Source organism: Metamycoplasma sualvi (genome assembly GCF_045276925.1).
Taxonomy (GTDB): Bacteria; Bacillota_I; Bacilli_A; order Mycoplasmatales; family Metamycoplasmataceae; genus UBA710.
Genome location: NZ_CP174167.1, coordinates 513,242 through 530,350, shown reverse-complemented (window position 1 = coordinate 530,350; position 17,109 = coordinate 513,242). Strand labels below are relative to the sequence as shown.

The following is a 17,109-nucleotide window of genomic DNA, read 5'->3' as shown; positions in this document are numbered from 1 at the left end:
GGATGTTCCATTTGAAAGTAAATAAATTAATTAAGCAATTCTAAAAGATAGTTTTTTAAATTATTAACTTTACCAACAACTTTAGAAATTAGCACCCCTTCTTGATCTATAAAACAAATTCTTGGAACTTTAGTATCATCAAAATAATGTTTTCTAACCATACGATTTTCATCATAAAAAACCTTAAAATTTTTTCAAGTATTTGATCATAATTTTAATCTGTCTTTAGAATCACTTGTAGAAAAAAGTCAAGCATCAAAACGATCTTTAATACCCGCTTCCTGTTTTCATCTATCAATCTCTTCAAACATAGCTTGAGAATTTGAGCAATCTATTTTAAAGAACATAATTATAGTAACTTTGTTATTTTTAATATTATCAGATAACTTTACTTTATTATCGTTTACATCAGTATATTCAGTCTGGAATAAAACATCATTGTATTGATACTTATAATTTTCAGGTGTTGGTTCATTTTGTAAATTTTTAGGTGTAAAAATTACATCATAGGAAGGATTTTGTTCAGAAATTGTAAATTCTCTATTTACTTCCATTCCATTTGGAATATTACTTACAATAACACATCTATATGTGCCTGTTGGTAATTCAAATTCAGTAACAGGGCCAATAATTTGTTTGTCATCAAGAAATGGCTCTGTATTTCCATCTTTATAAAAATCAATAACTGGATTATAATTATCAAGCAATTTTCCATTAGATCTTTTAAAAGTTATTTTAAATTTTGTAGTACCAGTTGAAGGCTGACTTGTTGAAGGTGTTTCAATTTGGAACCCTGATGTTTCTCAATAAGAAGTAGTAGTATAACTTCCTTTTTGAATTTGGTAATAAACTCTTAATGTTCCTTTTGCAATTGAAGAATTGTTACTATTAGTTTCAGTTCTTGAAAAAGAAACTTGGATTCCTTTTTCCGCATCACCACTTCATAAACCATCAAATCATTCATTTATTTCTGTTTCTGTTCTTATATTTTCAGCAGGAGTAGTAGCTTGCTCAGATTTTTTATTTTCTTTTATTACAGGATTTGTTAATTTGCTTATAAAATCTTCAACATCAATTCGATCTTGGTCTTCAGAAGGCTGACTGGTTGAAGGTGTTTCAATTTGGAACCCTGATGTTTCTCAATAAAAAGAAGTAACATAACTTCCTTTTTGAATTTGGTAATAAACTGTTAACATTCCTTTTGCATCATCAGAAGAAGCATATCTAAAAGTTACATTTATTCCGTTTTGCGATTGTGGTAAATTATCATATCAATTTTTTACATCATCTTCAGTTTTAATTGAAGAAGCTAATGTTTGTGCTTTTAAATTCTCTTTATCTGTTTTTAATGTTGGATTTATATTTTTGACAAAATCTTCAACATCAATTTGATCTTGGGTTTTATCACTTATTTTAAACCCATTATCCTCTTTTGTGTAAGTAAGCTTATTTCCATTTTTTTCAATAAGATACACTATTTTAAGTACGCCTTTTGTATTATCAGAAGAAGCATATTGAAAAGTTACATTTATTCCATTTTGTGATTGTGGTAAATTATCATATCAATTTTTTACATCATCTTCAGTTTGAATTGAAGAAGCTAATGTTTGTGCTTTTAAATTCTCTTTATTTGTTTTTAATGTTGGTTTTATATTAGCAACAAAATTCTCTAATGTCATTTCATCATTTTCTGGTAAATTGCTTCTACAACTATTAACTATTAATATTGGTGAAAGAAAGATTGGGAATGACATTAATAATCCAACAGGTAATAATTTTTTCTTCATAATATATTAATTTTAACGCTTTTATATGGAAAATTAAAAAGGGTTACTCAGTGTTACAATTTTTAAATTAATGAAACATGATGAAAAAAAATGAATTAATTAAAAATAAAATTAAAATGATATCAGTTTAACATATAAAAAAATGAAAATAAATGTTGTTTTTCCAACTTTTTTCTCTTTCTTTATTATGTTGCTTAATGCATTAATCATTAGTCTTTCAATATTAGCTCTTATAGCATCTTATAGAATTAGTTAAAGAAATAACCAACAAAAAATCAACATTTTAATATTATTATTTTTCCTACAATTGTTGTTTTCTACAATTTGTTTATTTGTGTTCTCAATTTTAGAAATAAAAAAAGTATCTAGTCCCTGTAAGGAAAAGAAACTTTTTTCGAATTGTTCTACATTAGCCCAATATTTATAGACTATCATTTTTTTGGATCTATTGATATTCTTGCATTAATTTAAAATATTTTTATAGTACTAAACTTTTATTTTTTAAATTTTGTAATTAAACCTAGTATTGCCAAACATATGACAATTAAAGATATTATAGCAATGATTGTCGAAACTAATATAACTGTTGTTTCTGGGGAAGTTTTTTTATTAGCAGTAGAAGGATTAACTTCCAATAAATCACTATAAGCTGCTTCATAATTTTTTGTTTCCATAACACAAGCTTTAACATAATATGTGTCGCCTGCATTTGGTTTATCTGATAATTCAATTAGACCATCTTTATCTTTATAGTATTTATAAATAATATTTTCTTGACCAAACAACGATGTTGCTATTGGATTATCATTTGATATTTTAAATGAAGTAATTTTATTTTTTGCTTTAACAATTGTAAAATTAATATTTTTTTCATTATTAAAATAATTTATTCCATTTATTGTTATATTTGCTTCACCCACTTCAATATTATTTCTATATGAAATATCATAATCTACACCTGATATTAATAATTTATTATTAAATTTTAATTTAATATTAGGTTTAATTTCATTTCCAGTATAGTAAAGAGGCTGGGTCTCAAGCAATTCATTAGTTGCATCATTTATGTCGGATATTACAGTTTCTTTATTGACGTTAACAGCAAACATTGTTGTTTGATAAAGATTAGCATCATCTTTTACATATTTAATTTTGTTATTCTCATTTAAACCATCTTTTAATTCTCCATCATTTTCAAATTGTCATCCCTCTGGTAAAACAATATCAGAATAGCTAACAATTTTTTGATCAAAACTATTTTTTATATTAATATAAGCAATTCCAGTTTTATCATCAAAAGAACCAAGGCCATTTAAATCTAAGTTTGGTTTGTCACCTTTTACTATAATTGAATAACTTTTTTTACTTCCTTTGTAATCATTTAAACCTTTAACTGTAGTTATTAGTGTTCCTACTTGTTCTGGATTATCTGCATTGGTTTCAATAATTTGTCTTTGTTCAACAATATAGTCTTGATTTTCTCTTAAAATTTTACCTTCATATTCAACAATTGGAGAAGGGTTTGAAGTGGCTCCATTATAATTAAATTTTTGTTCATTAAAACTAACATCAGCATAAAGTAAGTTGTTATTTTTAACAGCTTCTTTAGCTGTTGTTGCAGTTAAAGCTTTTATGATAGCAACATTGTATTGAGCTCTATCAAGATCTGCTGTTGCACAATTTAATCATTGATTATTATTGTCATAAAAAGTCAAATCATTTGTAGAATATGTTTCGCTTGAAAATAATATTCTAGCATCATTAGTATCATTTATTGGTTCAAGAACAATACTAAAGTAAGTTCCTGGTTCTAATTCAATTTCTTTATTAAATTCCAATGTGTATTGACCACCAAAATTTATTGAATTTGGATATACGTCACTCAATTGTTCTAGAACTTTTGTTCCACTCTCAGGATTATTAAATTGTGAATATCTATTAATTGGGTTAGCATCTACATTGGTATATACTGTAGCTTTAACTTTTGCATTTTTCCCGATCAAACCAAATGAAACCCCTTTTAATTTTTCAATGCTATTATATGCTGCCTTTTTAACTGGGAAAATTGCAGCTACTTTTTTAGTTCCAATTTCTGCTGAATCCATAATTTTTGCCATACCATCATAATAATAGATATTTTGATACTTATTCTTGTTTACATAATCAAAGGCTACAATATCAAATATTTTTGAATCATATGATAAGTAAAAATATCCACTATCAAACTTATTTGTTCCTCAACTATTTTTCACAATTCATGCACCATTGCGACTAGGTTTTGTTGGTCCAAATTTATTTTTATCATAATCATCATCTCAACCAACAATTGTTGCAGCATGGTCAAATGAAGAGCTTGTTGCATAATAAGAAGTATAATTGCTTGATTTATATGCAAATGCCACAGCTCCATATTTAGCAATGGTTCTTTTAATTTCTTGAACATCATTTTGTATGTTAATTATGCTTTGCAATCAAGCTGCTTTTTCCCCTGTTACACTGTTAGGATTTTCAGTAACAATATCCGCATTTTGCTGCATCATAATTTGTGCATGGTGAAAAAGTGAAATTGCTCCATTTCCTAATTGTCTTCTAAAAGTATCTTTCTCTGTTAATCTTAAAACATCAGTATCTGCATTTCTTATATTGACAGCTGAATCAATTTTTTTAGATGATAAACCAAAATTTTGATTGTGATATTTTCCATCTAAAACATTTTTATATAACATATTAACTTCACTTGAAGCTGCAAATGCATAAGCTCAACATATCCCTTGTGCTCCTTGGTCTTTAACAGGAGTAACAAGATTATAACTACGCATATCAAGTTTTTTTAAAGATGCAATCTCATCTACTGAAAGCTTTCTTAACTCATCTAAAGTAGGAGTTGACACTTCAATTGTTTGTGCGTTTTCTAATTTATTAACTACATTTGAATTATTAGTTAGACTTGTGCTTGTTTTGTTAGTTGGTATAAATGAACAAAATAAAAGAGTAGGTAGTAATAAAAACACAAAAGCTATTATATTTGTAAAAAATTTTATTGATTTATTTTTTTTCATAATAATCACTTCATTTTTACTTTTATATATTTATATATTTTAACACAGCGAAGGAAATACAATTAGACTTGCAATATTTTTAGCCCCTAATGCTTGATACAATCAAAATGGAATTTTAGAAAATAGAAGAAAATCTTTTGAAACACTAATTAAAGATTTTAAAGATGATCAAAAACAGGAAACAAAGATTAATGCTCCAATTTGAGCTTCTTCAATTGGGTCAGGTGATAAATTAACTAAAGATGTTGTTAGTGAAAATGTTATTAATACAGAATTTATTTTCAAAAATAAAAATAAATTTGTTGTTGGATCAAACCAAATTAAATATTCTTCTTATATTAGAATTGATAGTGTAGAACAAGTTGGAAATAGAAAAATTAAATTGATTTTTATTTTGAGTGCAAATAGTTGATATGATGAAAATGGAGAATTATCACAATCACCAACTGTTACATTTGAAACTATTAAATTAGATAGAGATTTACTGCTTGATGCTGATGAATGTGCCGGCATTCCTTAGACTAAATGATGAAATATTACACTTTTATGTCTTTCTTCAGCTGCGTTTGCATTGTCGATTATTTGAATTATTAGAAAAATTTTAAAAATGAAATCAATAAATTTTTAATTGTTTTTTCAATTCTTTTAATAATTTCGCCAACCAATGCTCTTTCAACACCATTTGCTTTAATCATAACAAATGTTCTTTGCATAAGAAACTCCTAAGAAACAATCACATCTACAAGATATGAATATGATTAATAATGAAGAAATTAATATATGAGAAATAATTTTGTTGATAAATGCTTTAAAAAATGATATATAATTTAAGATAATTTAAGAAATGAAAATATATGAAATTATATTTTCCTAATTAAATTCTAAATAAATTAAGGAGTTGAATTATGAAAACAAAATTTTTGCTAGGAACAACAATTTTATTAGGAACATCATTACTACCATTATCAGTAATTTCTTGTTCTAACCAAGTGACTTCAAGTGAAGGAGAAAATAAACCTTCTAACCCAGGTCAAGATAATACAAATCCAAAACCTCCTACAGATAATGAAGGAGAAAACAAACCTTCTATCCCAGGTGAAGATAATACAAATCCAAAACCTCCTACAGATAATGAAGGAGAAAACAAACCTTCTATCCCAGGTGAAGGTAATACAAATCCAACACCACCTACAGATAATGGAGGACAACAACCTTCACAACCAACAATTGTGTATCATGAAATAACAGGATATGATGATATTGATGCATTTATTAAAAATGACAAAGAAGTCATTTCTAATCTAATATCACAGGTTAATGAAACATTTAGATCATTAGAGTTATCTAAATGAGCAGTTGAGCCTAAAATTATTTATGGTAATATGAGAGTTAATAATAAGATAAAAGAAGATGGATATATGTATATTGATATATCAGGAGTTACATTTTCTCCAACAACTCCAGCAAAACTAAAATATAGATATATTGATAATCAAGGGGTTCAAAAAGAAGCTTGAATATCAGCTGAAGGCAAATCTGTAAATATTGAACTTCATTTTAAATCTAAAATAGATTTTATTGGTAGTATTTTGTAAGAACAAAATCTTAATAACACTTCATGAATAGGATAGTGTATAAATAATTGTAGAAACTCCTTACAAACAAAATTGAAGTAAGGAGTTTTTTTGTAATTGTAATCGCAACACCTAAATTAATTATATTAAGATAAATTAAAATTAACATTAGTTAATGAATCTCTATTTTTAATATTGATTTTATTTTTATTAAATTGCTTTTTTGAATAAATCTAAACTAGATTTTCAATTAAAAATTCCTCTTGGCATTTTGTTAATTTTATTTTGAGTATCTAAAATGTCACTACATGATAATTGTGAAAAATCTGTTCTTTTTTTCAAAATCTTCTAATAATACCATTTATATGTTCGTTCGATCCTTTTTGATAAGAAATATAGGGTTTGCAAAAATAAACATGACATTTTATTCATTTAGCTAGTAAACCGATTTTTGAAAATTAAATTCCATTATCAATAGTAATTGATTTCACGTATAAATTATTTCTTTTTATTAATTGATAAACTTTTGAATTTAATTTCATAGGATCTTTAGTTTTAATTTTTTCAATAAAGACCATTCTAGATTTTCTTTCTTGATTAAATAAAATATCAATCAAAAAGCGTTCATTATGAGATAATTTATTTAGTTTTTTTGACATCCTTTCCACCTTTTTGGGTTGGAAAGGATTTTTTAATATTAAAAAATCACAACCCAACCTTTAATAATTATTGGTGTTGTGATTGTGATTACAATTTGGGAAAATTTATATAAATAAAATTTATTATCTATATATTAATTAATATAAGGGAACTGTTTCACCTATCAAAAGATTATTAAGAAGAAAAGGTGTTTTCATTGCTTTTAATGCTACATCATATGAATATTTTCCTTGAAGATCACCTGAGAAGTATCAAGTCATTTCTTTATTACCACCATACATAGCATACAAAATTGATATTGAAATAGGTTTTACTTTATATTTCATAATACCTGTAGCAAGATTTCTTTCTATCTCTTCTACTTGATATTCAATAGTCATATTGCTAATATAATTTGGATCTGGTATTCATCTGTTTGCTTGTCCATTATTTTTAACTTTTTGTTTTCATTGATCTCAATCTAGATTTCACATTCTTTTAAATTGTGATCTTACCATATCTTCTGAAATAATTTTACCTTTTAGTTTCATGTAAAATCTATTGTTAGTCTTATCTTTTGAAGCCACTTGAGGCATTGTATCTTGTGGTATACTTCCAAAAATATCATGTTGTGTTCAATAGATATATTCAGTAATATAAGATGTTACATCACCAATAGTTGTTGTCCTATCATCTAAAGCAATTCCCCTATTATTAGGTGTTGCTCAAGTGCGCAGATTATCTAAGTAAGTATCCTGAATTTTATGATTATCTGTTGAATTTTCAAAACTTAATATATAAGATTTTTCATTTTGTAAATCTTTTGAGAAGTATCAAACAATATTTGATAAAGTGTTTGTGTTAAAAGTAATTGTTGTTTTTATGGGAACAATTTTTGCATCTACACTAGTTGATAATTTTAAATCACCAGTAATTTGGATATTGAATTCAACAATAATGTTTTGAATTTTATTAATATTTGGGAATGTTCCTAAAGCATTAACAGCTTGAATTCATGCTTGACCTAATCAACTAAAAATTTTTGGGAATTGTTGTAATAATTCACTATTATTAAAAATGCCATTTGGATTTAACTCCATTGTAAATGCATTGTTTTCCCCACCAATTTTTTTGATAAAACTATCAATATGAGGATAATCCTTATATTCTTTTTTAACTCTACTATTAATTAATTGAATTGCTGAATCTAATACTGTATCACCTGAAATAGAAGAATAGCCCAAGTCAATTATTTCTCTTTCACCATTTGATCAATTTTTTATATCAGATAATTTAGAAAATCTTAATAAATTATCATCACTTAATCGAATTGCAAAATTTGTTTTTACATTCACATTTTTATATGAAATTTCTACACTAATTTGTGATTTTTCAATCACAGGTGTTGCATCTACTTTACTAATAAAATCTTTATTATTTAAATCATTATAATTACTAAAAATGGTTGATCTATTTAAGTAAATAAGATCTGTTGCTTTAATTTTATTGATCATAACCATAATAGATTCAGTATTTTGATTTAAATCACCAAAAACTCTACAATCAAAAATTTCTTGATTCAACATCATTGGTCTTAAAATATTTTGACCTTTTTCTATAATTGCTCCACTATTTACATTGTTGTTTAAACCCACAAATAATGTATAAGATGAAAATGGTCTTTCTTGTGAAAAATCAATTAAATATTCTTTATTTTCAATTAAAACTACCAACTGTTCAGGTTTTACATTTACTAAATTTTCATTTGTAGCATCTTTTGAAATTGAATACACAATTTCCATCTTTTGAATTTCTGATGAATCAGTTATATTTTGATTTTTGCTTTTACAATAAGAAATTACATCATTTCAATTATTTTCATTTAAAAAATAAGTTTTTGCAAATGCATTTAGTTCTGAAGTATCTTTATATGGAACTGGAATGGTAAATGAAATATAGTTATTTTTCTCATCTCTTTTAGTTGGTTTTAAAACTGAATATGATGCATTAATATTTTTGATAAACTCATCTTGTTTTGCATATAAAAATTCAATAACAGAGTTTGTTATATCACTAATACTTAATGATTGTGTTGCAATTGCTTGTGTGTCTTCAATATTTCATTTTCTTAATGATGCTATTAAAGATCCACCATTGTTAGATCCACCATTGTTAGATCCACCATTGTTAGATCCACCATTGTTAGATCCACCCGTTGATCCACCATTGTTGGTAGATTGTGAATTAACAATAGATATAGGAACAGCTATTGCTGCCACTGCTACTACAACTGCTGATCCAGCAATTAATGGAATCATAAGTTTTTTAACCATAATTTAAATCCTCCTCTAAATATATTGAGAAATTAGAAATTTTTAACCAAGATATTTTAAGAGATTATTTCGAAATTAAACATTAATTAATAGTCTTTAGAATTAATATATTAATTAATAATAAATCTCTAAAAAATAATTATACAACTTTTTTTGATAAATTTGATAGAATTGTACTCTTTATAAATTTACCAAATTAAATACCGATAAATAAAAAACCAGAGATTTCTCCCTGGCTGTCCTTGTAAAATATAAAAAAACCGAAAAGGACAACTAAATTATATGAAACTTCAATTTATATTTGAAAAAGAATTAGAAAAAATTAATTTAATTTTTGCATTAATGAATCAAATATCTGATTCTTCTCAAGAAAACTTTATTCCAAAAATGATGAAAAGATATGAATTCATCTCAAAAGCAACAAATTATTCTGTTGAAACAATTAGAAAAATGCTTTTTAAAACTAAAACTTATTGTTATAAAAAAATAAAAAATTATTCTTATAAACTATATTATTATGATTCAAATATTTATCTTAATAGATTAAATAATAAGAGAAAAAAATTAGAAATAATAAAACAACAAAATTGCTTATCTAAACACTTAGAAGTTGCTAAATTGATAAGAACAGTAGCTAAAGCAACCGGCAATAAAACTTCTGCCAAAACCTTATCCAAGATAATCAAAGAGAAATTAGGATTATATTATTCTCCAAAGCATTTATATCACTTAATTAGGCAAAATAAAATGAGTGGAGTAACATTAAGAATATTTCCATACCTAAAGCATGGTAAATACTATAAAAAACCCCATAAAATAGGCAAAAGAGTAATTGCAATACCCATTGATCAAAGAGATGAAATTATCAATAAAAGAATTAGATATGGTGATGTTGAAGTAGATACTGTAGAAGGAACTAAAACTGATAATAAATATCTTTCTACAATGATTGATCGAAAATCTAGAAGATTATCCATAACTATTTATGAAAATAAACAAAGTGATGAATTTTTAAAAGCAGTAGAAAATAACATCGAAAATATGAATCAAGAAATCAAATCGATTACATCAGACAATGGAACTGAAAATTATGACCTAGTTAAATTAAATATTCCATGATTTTCCACTAATCCATATTCTTCTTGACAAAAAGGTTCAATTGAACAAAAACATAAGCAAATAAGAAAATTTATTCCAAAAGGCAAATCTTTCAAAAATTTAACCCAAGATGATTGTGATCTAATTGCACTTGTAATTAATGCAGAAACTTATTTACAAAATACTAGTAAATACAAATTGGGAACCACCGTTACTCAAGAAGAGCTACAAAAATACTTTAAATTATTAGAAAAGAAAGACACCCACCGAATATTTCAACTTTGATAAATATTGTAAAATTATGAAATACAAGGAATTATCGGTATTGAAATTGGTAACTTTATAAATTTTATAATAGTAATTTTATAAAAGAAATTTTAACAAAAATAATGTATAATTCTAGGAATCAAAATATATGAATTATATTTTTTTAAATAAATCCTAAATAAAGGAGTTTAATTATGAAAACAAAATTTTCGTTAGGAACAACAATTTTATTAGGAACAACAATTTTATTAGGAACAACATTACTACCATTAGCAGTAATTTCTGGTTTTAAGCAAGCGACTTCAAATGAAGGAGACAGCAAACCTTCTGACCCAAGTGAAGATAATACAAAACCAACACCACCTACAGATAATGAAGGAGAAAACAAACCTTCTAACCCAGGGCAAGATAATACAAATCCAAACCCCCCTACAGATAATGAAGGACAACAACCTTTGCCCCCTACAGATAACGAACAACAACCTTCACAACCAACAATTGTGTATCATGAAATAACAGGATATAACGATATTAATATGTTTATTAAAAATAACACAGAAATCGTTTCTAATCTAATATCACAGGTTGATAAAACATTTGGTTCGTTAGTTTCACATGAATGAGTAGTTGATCCTCAAATTATTTATGATAATATGAAAGTTAAGAAAAATGAAGATGGATATATTTATATTGACATATCAGGAGTTACATTTTCTTCGGTATCACTAAAATATAAATATTTTGATAAACAAGAGCATCAAAAAGAATCTTCAATATCAGTCGGAGGTAAATCTGTAAATATTGAACTTCATTTTAAATCTAAAACAGACTTTATTGGCGGTATTTATTAAGAACAAAATCCTAATAATACTTTATGAATAGGATGGTGTATAAATAATTGTAGAAACTCTTTACAGATAAAATTGAAGTAAGGAGTTTTTTATATCAAAGAAAAATAAAGTAGGTTCTAAATTTAAAAAGTCCAAATCAAAAGTCCCGCTTTTAGTAAAAAAATAATTAAATTCAATGGCGCTCATAAGTTTGATGCCTTGATAAATTTCTTGAGGATAATCATTAATGATATTAACAATTCTTCTATAAATTTCTATTTGCTTAATTGTTTTTTTATTTTCCATAATTTCTTTGATAACTTTCATATAATTTCAGTGTCATTTATCATGTTTCAAAGTTGTTGAAAGACTAAAAATATTTAAATTCTATGGGTGGAAGGACTTTTGATTTGAACTTTTTTATTTAAAAAATAAGCATTTAATTTAGACACATTATTACTTTCTTGTTATAAAACTATTTTGGTTATATCCAGTGTAAATAATTTATTCATTAAGTAGTCACGGGCCCAGCTACATACCTGTAAGGTAGTTATTTTTGAAGGGCGTCGCCCTTCTTTTTTGTACTTTTAATCATTACTTTTAGTCATTTCTAAATCTATAAAGAATTAGAAATAATTCTTTTTTCTTATGTAATGTCAAAATTTATTAGACAATCGAATTCTTAGGATTATCTAATCTGGTTTTAAAAAAATAATTTATTAAAATATTGATGTTATGTAAGTTGCATTACCAAAATTCCACCTAAATTCATTTGTGTTTTTATCTAGCTTTGGTTAGTACTAAATTTATGATGTAAGCATTAATTACAAAAAGAACAAAGGAATTAATATAGGAGAACAAATAATTTTTGGATAAGTGTTTTAAAAGAAATTTTAAAAAAATGATGTATAATTTAAAAGATGAAAATATATGAAATTATATTTTCTTAAATAAATCCTAAATAAAGGAGTTTAATTATGAAAACAAAATTTTTACTAGGAACAACAATTTTATTAGGAACATCATTACTACCATTATCGGTAATTTCTTGTTCTAACCAAGTGACTTCAAATGAAGGAGAAAACAAACCTTCTATCCCAGGTGAAGATAATACAAAACCAACACCACCTACAGATAATGAAGGAGAAAACAAACCTTCTATCCCAGGTGAAGATAATACAAAACCAACACCACCTACAGATAATGAAGGACAACAACCTTCACAACCAACAATTGTGTATCATGAAATAACAGGATATGATGGTATAGAAAAATTTATTAAAGAAGACAAACAAATAGTTTCTAATCTAATATCACAGGTTGATAAAACATTTAATGGTTCATTAGTTTCATGACAATGAGGAACAGCTCATCCTAAAATTATTTTTGGTAATATGAAAGTTAAGTTAAATAAAGAAGATGGACATATTTATATTGATGTATCAAAAATTATAATTGACAATACAAATCTTTCTTATGCTTATATTAGTACCACTGGAGAACAAAAAAAAGCTTCTATTAATGTAATCAGTCAAACACTAAATGTTGATTTACACTTTAAATCTAAAATAGACTTTATTGATAGTTTGCCATCAGAACCACAAATAATGTATAATCTAGTAACAGGATATGATGATATTGATAGATTTATTAAAAATGACAAAGATGTCATTTCTAATCTAATATCACAGGTTGATCAAACATTTAGCTCATTAGTTTCATTTACATGAGAAGTTGATCCTAAAATTAAGTATGGTAGTTATAAAGTTAAGAAAAATGAAAATGGACATATTTATATTGATATGTCAGGAGTTACATTTTCTCAACTAACTCCGGCAACACTAAAATATCAATATATTGATAAACAAGGGGATCAAAAAGAAAAATCAATATCAGTTAAAGATAAATTTCTAAATATTAAATTTTATTTTAAATCTGAAAAAGATTTTATTGGTGGTATTTTATAAGAACGAAATCCTAATAATACTTTATGAATAGGATAGTGTATAAATAATTGTAGAAACTCCTTACAGACAAAATTGAAGTAAGGAGTTTTTTATATTCAAGAAAAATAAAGTAGGTCCTAAAATTTAAAAAGTACAAATCAAAAGCCCTGTTTTAGTAAAAAAATAATTAAATTCAATAGCGCTCATAAGTTTATTGCCTTGATAAATTTCTTGAGGATAATCATTGATGATATTAACAATTTGATTTAAATAATCTTGCAAAATTTTATTAATTGATGTTTTTTAATTAATATCTTAATAAACCGATAAACCTTTTCAATTTACCCTTTATTTGAAGAACAATAAGTTCTAGAATGATATATTGGTTTAATAGATTCTATTTCAACTTAATAAAACATTTTCTGATCAATTATGAAAATTATTAATTGATCAATTTGTGAATTATTTTGTTTAATGATTTATTTAAATTACTTTTCATTTTTTTCTACTATAACCAAACATTTGAACAATTTTTCTTATCGAAACATTATTACTAAATAATTCGAATCTTGGCCTTGCTTATAATTTCATTTTTTTCTATAAATTTCTATTTGCTTAATTGTTTTTTTCTTTGATAACCTTAATATAATTTCAGTGTCATTTATTGTGTTTCAAAATTGTTGAAGGACTAAAAATATTTAAATTCTATGGGGTGGAAAGACTTTTGATTTGAACTTTTTCATTTAAAAAATAAGCATTTAATTTAGATTGTTATTTCTTTCTTGTTGTAAAACTATTTTGGTTATATTCAGTGTAAATAATTTAATCATTGAGTAGTAGGCCTGCTACATAACATATTAACAATGTAAGGCAGTGATTCTTGAAGGGCATCGCCCTTCTTTTTTTTGTACTTTTAGTCATTATTTTTAATCATTTCTAAATCTATAAAGAATTAGAAATAATTCTTTTTTCTTATGTAATGTCAAAATGTATTAGACACTCAAATTCTCAGTATTATCTAATCTGGTTTTAAAAAAATAATTTATCAAAATATTAATGTTATGTAAGTTGCATTACCAAAATTCCATCTAAATTCATTTGTGTTTTTATGTGGCTTTAGTTAGTACTAAATTTATGATGTAAGCATTAATTACAAAAAGAACAAAAGAATTAATATAGGAGAACAAATAATTTTTAGATAAGTGTTTTAAAAGAAATTTTAAAAAAATGATGTATAATTTAAAAGATGAAAATATATAATTATATTTTCCTAAATAAATCCTAAATAAAGGAGTTGAATTATGAAAACAAAATTTTTACTAGGAACAACAATTTTATTAGGAACATCATTACTACCATTATCAGTAATTTCTTGTTCTAACCAATTAACTTCAAGTGAAGGAGAAAACAAACCTTCTAACCCGGGGGAAGATAATAAAAATCAAAAACTACCTACAGATAATGAAGGAGAAATAAAACCTTCTAACCCAGGAGAAGATAATACAAATCCTACAGCACCTATAGATAATGGAGGACAAGAACCATCACAACCAACAATTGAGTATCATGATATAATAAAAGGATATGATGATATAGAAACATTTATTAAAAATAACACAGAAATCATTTCTAATCTAATATCACAGGTTGATGAAACATTTGATTCATTAATTTCGCATGAATGAGTAAATCAACCTAAAATTATTTTTGGTAATACAAAAATTAGACCAAATATAAAAGATGGATATATTTATATTGATATGTCAGGAATTTCATTTTCTTTGACAACTCCAGCAACACTAAAATATAAATATTTTGATAAACAAAAGAAACAAAAAGAATCTTCAATATCAGTCCAAGGTAAATCTGTAAATATTGAACTTCATTTTAGATCTAAAACAGACTTTATGGATAGTTTGCCATCAGTACCACAACCAGTAGCAGGATATGATGATATAGAAACATTTATTAAAAATAACACAGAAATCATTTCTAATCTAATATCACAGGTTGATGAAACATTTGATTCATTAATTTCACATGAATGAGTAAATCAACCTAAAATTATTTTTGGTAATACAAAAATTAGACCAAATATAAAAGATGGATATATTTATATTGATATGTCAGGATTTTCATTTTCTGAGCTAACTCCGGCAACACTAAAATGTAAATATATTGATAATCAGGGGGTTCAAAAAGAATCTTCAATATCAGTCCAAGGTAAATCTGTAAATATTGAACTTCATTTTAAATCTAAAGAAAATTTTATTGGTGGTATTTTTTAAGAACGAAATCCTAATAATACTTTATGAATAGGATAGCGTATAAATAATTGTAGAAACTCTTTACAGATAAAATTGAAGTAAGGAGTTTTTTATATCCAAGAAAAATAAAGTGGATCCTAAAATTTGAAAAGTCCAAATCAAAAGAGCTCTTTTAGTAAAAAAATAATTAAATTCAATAGCACTCATAAGTTTGTTGTCTTGATAAATTTCTTGAGGATAATCATTAATGATATTAACAATTTGATTTAAATAATCTTGCAAAATTTTATTAATTGATGTTTTTGAATTCAATATCTTAATAAACCAATAAAACTTTTCAATTTACCCTTTATTTGAAGAACAATAAGTTCTACAATGATAAATTGGTTTAATAGATTATATTTCAACTTAATAAAACATTTTCTGATCAATTATCAAAATTATTAATTGATCAATTTGTGAATTATTTTCTTTAATGATTTTATTTAAATTACTTTTCATTTTTTTCTACTATAACCAAACATTTGAACAATTTTTCTTATTGAAACATTATTACTAAATAATTCCAATATTTTGCATATAGCAACATGATTTATTTATTTGAAATAACTCAATAGCATTTTTCTTGACCCTCCTTCATAATTTCATTTTTTTCTACAAATTTCTATTTGCTTAATTGTTTTTTTATTTTCCATAATTTCTTTGATAACTTTAATATAATTTCAGCGTCATTTATTGTGTTTCAAAGTTGTTGAAGGACTAAAAATATTTAAATTCTATGGGTGGCAGGCCTTTTGATTTGTACTTTTTCATTTAAGAAATAAGCATTTAATTTAGATTCGTTATTTCTTTCTTGTTGTAAAACTATTTTGGTTATATCCAGTGTAAATAATTTCTTCATTGAGTAGTCATGGGCCCTGCTACATATCATATTAACAATATAAGGTAGTGATTCTTGAAGGGCATAGCCCTTCTTTTTTTACTTTTAGTCATTACTTTTAGTCATTTCTAAATCTATAAAGAATTAGAAATAATTCTTTTTTCTTATGTAATGTCAAAATTTATTAGACAATTGAATTCTTAGGATTATCTAATCTGGTTTTAAAAAAAATAATTTATCAAAATATTGATGTTATGTAAGTTGCATTACCAAAATTCCACCTAAATTCATTTGTGTTTTTATCTAGCTTTGGTTAGTACTAAATTTATGATGTAAGCATTAATTACAAAAATAACAAAGGAATTAATATAGGAGAACAAATAATTTTTGGATAAGTGTTTTAAAATAAAATTACCAATTTCAATACCG

At 25.2% G+C, this 17,109-nt stretch carries 14 protein-coding genes; 6 read left to right on the top strand and 8 right to left on the bottom strand.

Features of this window, described 5'->3' with window-relative positions:
- Positions 1–26: 26 nt before the first annotated feature.
- The 3 genes from ACJA29_RS02600 to ACJA29_RS02590 all read right to left on the bottom strand — a co-directional run bounded on the left by ACJA29_RS02600 (position 27) and on the right by ACJA29_RS02590 (position 5,131).
- Positions 27–1,787, bottom strand: a complete 1,761-nt coding sequence (locus tag ACJA29_RS02600) for a lipoprotein 17-related variable surface protein (protein WP_406602349.1) — start codon at positions 1,785–1,787, stop codon at positions 27–29.
- A 494-nt stretch (positions 1,788–2,281) separates the two neighbouring features.
- Positions 2,282–4,846 (bottom strand): C1 family peptidase, encoded by a 2,565-nt coding sequence (locus tag ACJA29_RS02595; RefSeq protein ID WP_406602348.1) that lies wholly within the window; start codon positions 4,844–4,846, stop codon positions 2,282–2,284.
- Between the two features lie 39 nt (positions 4,847–4,885).
- Entirely contained in the window at positions 4,886–5,131 is a 246-nt protein-coding gene (locus ACJA29_RS02590; RefSeq protein WP_406602347.1) for a hypothetical protein, read from the bottom strand.
- 109 nt (positions 5,132–5,240) lie between these two features.
- On the opposite strand from ACJA29_RS02590, the gene ACJA29_RS02585 reads away from it, so the two are divergent.
- Complete coding sequence (locus tag ACJA29_RS02585; protein ID WP_406602346.1) at positions 5,241–5,366, top strand: hypothetical protein; 126 nt, start codon at positions 5,241–5,243, stop codon at positions 5,364–5,366.
- A gap of 70 nt (positions 5,367–5,436) precedes the next feature.
- On the opposite strand, the gene ACJA29_RS02580 is transcribed toward ACJA29_RS02585, so the two are convergent.
- Positions 5,437–5,559 (bottom strand): nucleoside-diphosphate kinase, encoded by a 123-nt coding sequence (locus tag ACJA29_RS02580; RefSeq protein WP_406602345.1) that lies wholly within the window; start codon positions 5,557–5,559, stop codon positions 5,437–5,439.
- A 192-nt stretch (positions 5,560–5,751) separates the two neighbouring features.
- On the opposite strand from ACJA29_RS02580, the gene ACJA29_RS02575 reads away from it, so the two are divergent.
- Complete coding sequence (locus ACJA29_RS02575; protein ID WP_406602344.1) at positions 5,752–6,441, top strand: hypothetical protein; 690 nt, start codon at positions 5,752–5,754, stop codon at positions 6,439–6,441.
- A 189-nt stretch (positions 6,442–6,630) separates the two neighbouring features.
- Here ACJA29_RS02575 and ACJA29_RS02570 read toward each other — a convergent pair whose 3' ends face one another.
- The 3 genes from ACJA29_RS02570 to ACJA29_RS02560 form a co-directional block, all read right to left on the bottom strand.
- A complete protein-coding gene (locus tag ACJA29_RS02570; protein ID WP_406602343.1) occupies positions 6,631–6,762 on the bottom strand; it encodes a hypothetical protein in 132 nt (43 codons plus the stop codon).
- A gap of 116 nt (positions 6,763–6,878) precedes the next feature.
- The gene (locus ACJA29_RS02565; RefSeq protein WP_406602342.1) at positions 6,879–7,079 is read right to left on the bottom strand and encodes a hypothetical protein; all 201 of its coding nucleotides are present in this window, start codon (positions 7,077–7,079) and stop codon (positions 6,879–6,881) included.
- Between the two features lie 138 nt (positions 7,080–7,217).
- On the bottom strand, positions 7,218–9,392 hold the full coding sequence (locus ACJA29_RS02560) for a hypothetical protein (RefSeq protein ID WP_406602341.1): 2,175 nt from the start codon (positions 9,390–9,392) through the stop codon (positions 7,218–7,220).
- Between the two features lie 282 nt (positions 9,393–9,674).
- On the opposite strand from ACJA29_RS02560, the gene ACJA29_RS02555 reads away from it, so the two are divergent.
- Both ACJA29_RS02555 and ACJA29_RS02550 read left to right on the top strand, forming a co-directional pair.
- Positions 9,675–10,778, top strand: coding sequence for an IS30 family transposase (locus ACJA29_RS02555; protein WP_406602336.1), 1,104 nt, complete (start codon positions 9,675–9,677; stop codon positions 10,776–10,778).
- A 173-nt stretch (positions 10,779–10,951) separates the two neighbouring features.
- The gene (locus ACJA29_RS02550) at positions 10,952–11,608 is read left to right on the top strand and encodes a hypothetical protein (protein WP_406602340.1); all 657 of its coding nucleotides are present in this window, start codon (positions 10,952–10,954) and stop codon (positions 11,606–11,608) included.
- 60 nt (positions 11,609–11,668) lie between these two features.
- Here the strand turns inward: ACJA29_RS02550 and ACJA29_RS02545 are convergent, their stop codons facing one another.
- Entirely contained in the window at positions 11,669–11,914 is a 246-nt protein-coding gene (locus ACJA29_RS02545) for a hypothetical protein (protein WP_406602339.1), read from the bottom strand.
- A 650-nt stretch (positions 11,915–12,564) separates the two neighbouring features.
- On the opposite strand from ACJA29_RS02545, the gene ACJA29_RS02540 reads away from it, so the two are divergent.
- Together ACJA29_RS02540 and ACJA29_RS02535 are read left to right on the top strand one after the other, a co-directional pair.
- Positions 12,565–13,554 carry a hypothetical protein gene (locus ACJA29_RS02540; protein ID WP_406602338.1) on the top strand — a complete coding sequence of 330 codons (990 nt, stop codon included), beginning with the start codon at positions 12,565–12,567 and terminating at the stop codon, positions 13,552–13,554.
- A 1,280-nt stretch (positions 13,555–14,834) separates the two neighbouring features.
- Positions 14,835–15,821, top strand: a complete 987-nt coding sequence (locus ACJA29_RS02535) for a hypothetical protein (RefSeq protein WP_406602337.1) — start codon at positions 14,835–14,837, stop codon at positions 15,819–15,821.
- The last annotated feature ends 1,288 nt before the right edge of the window (positions 15,822–17,109 follow it).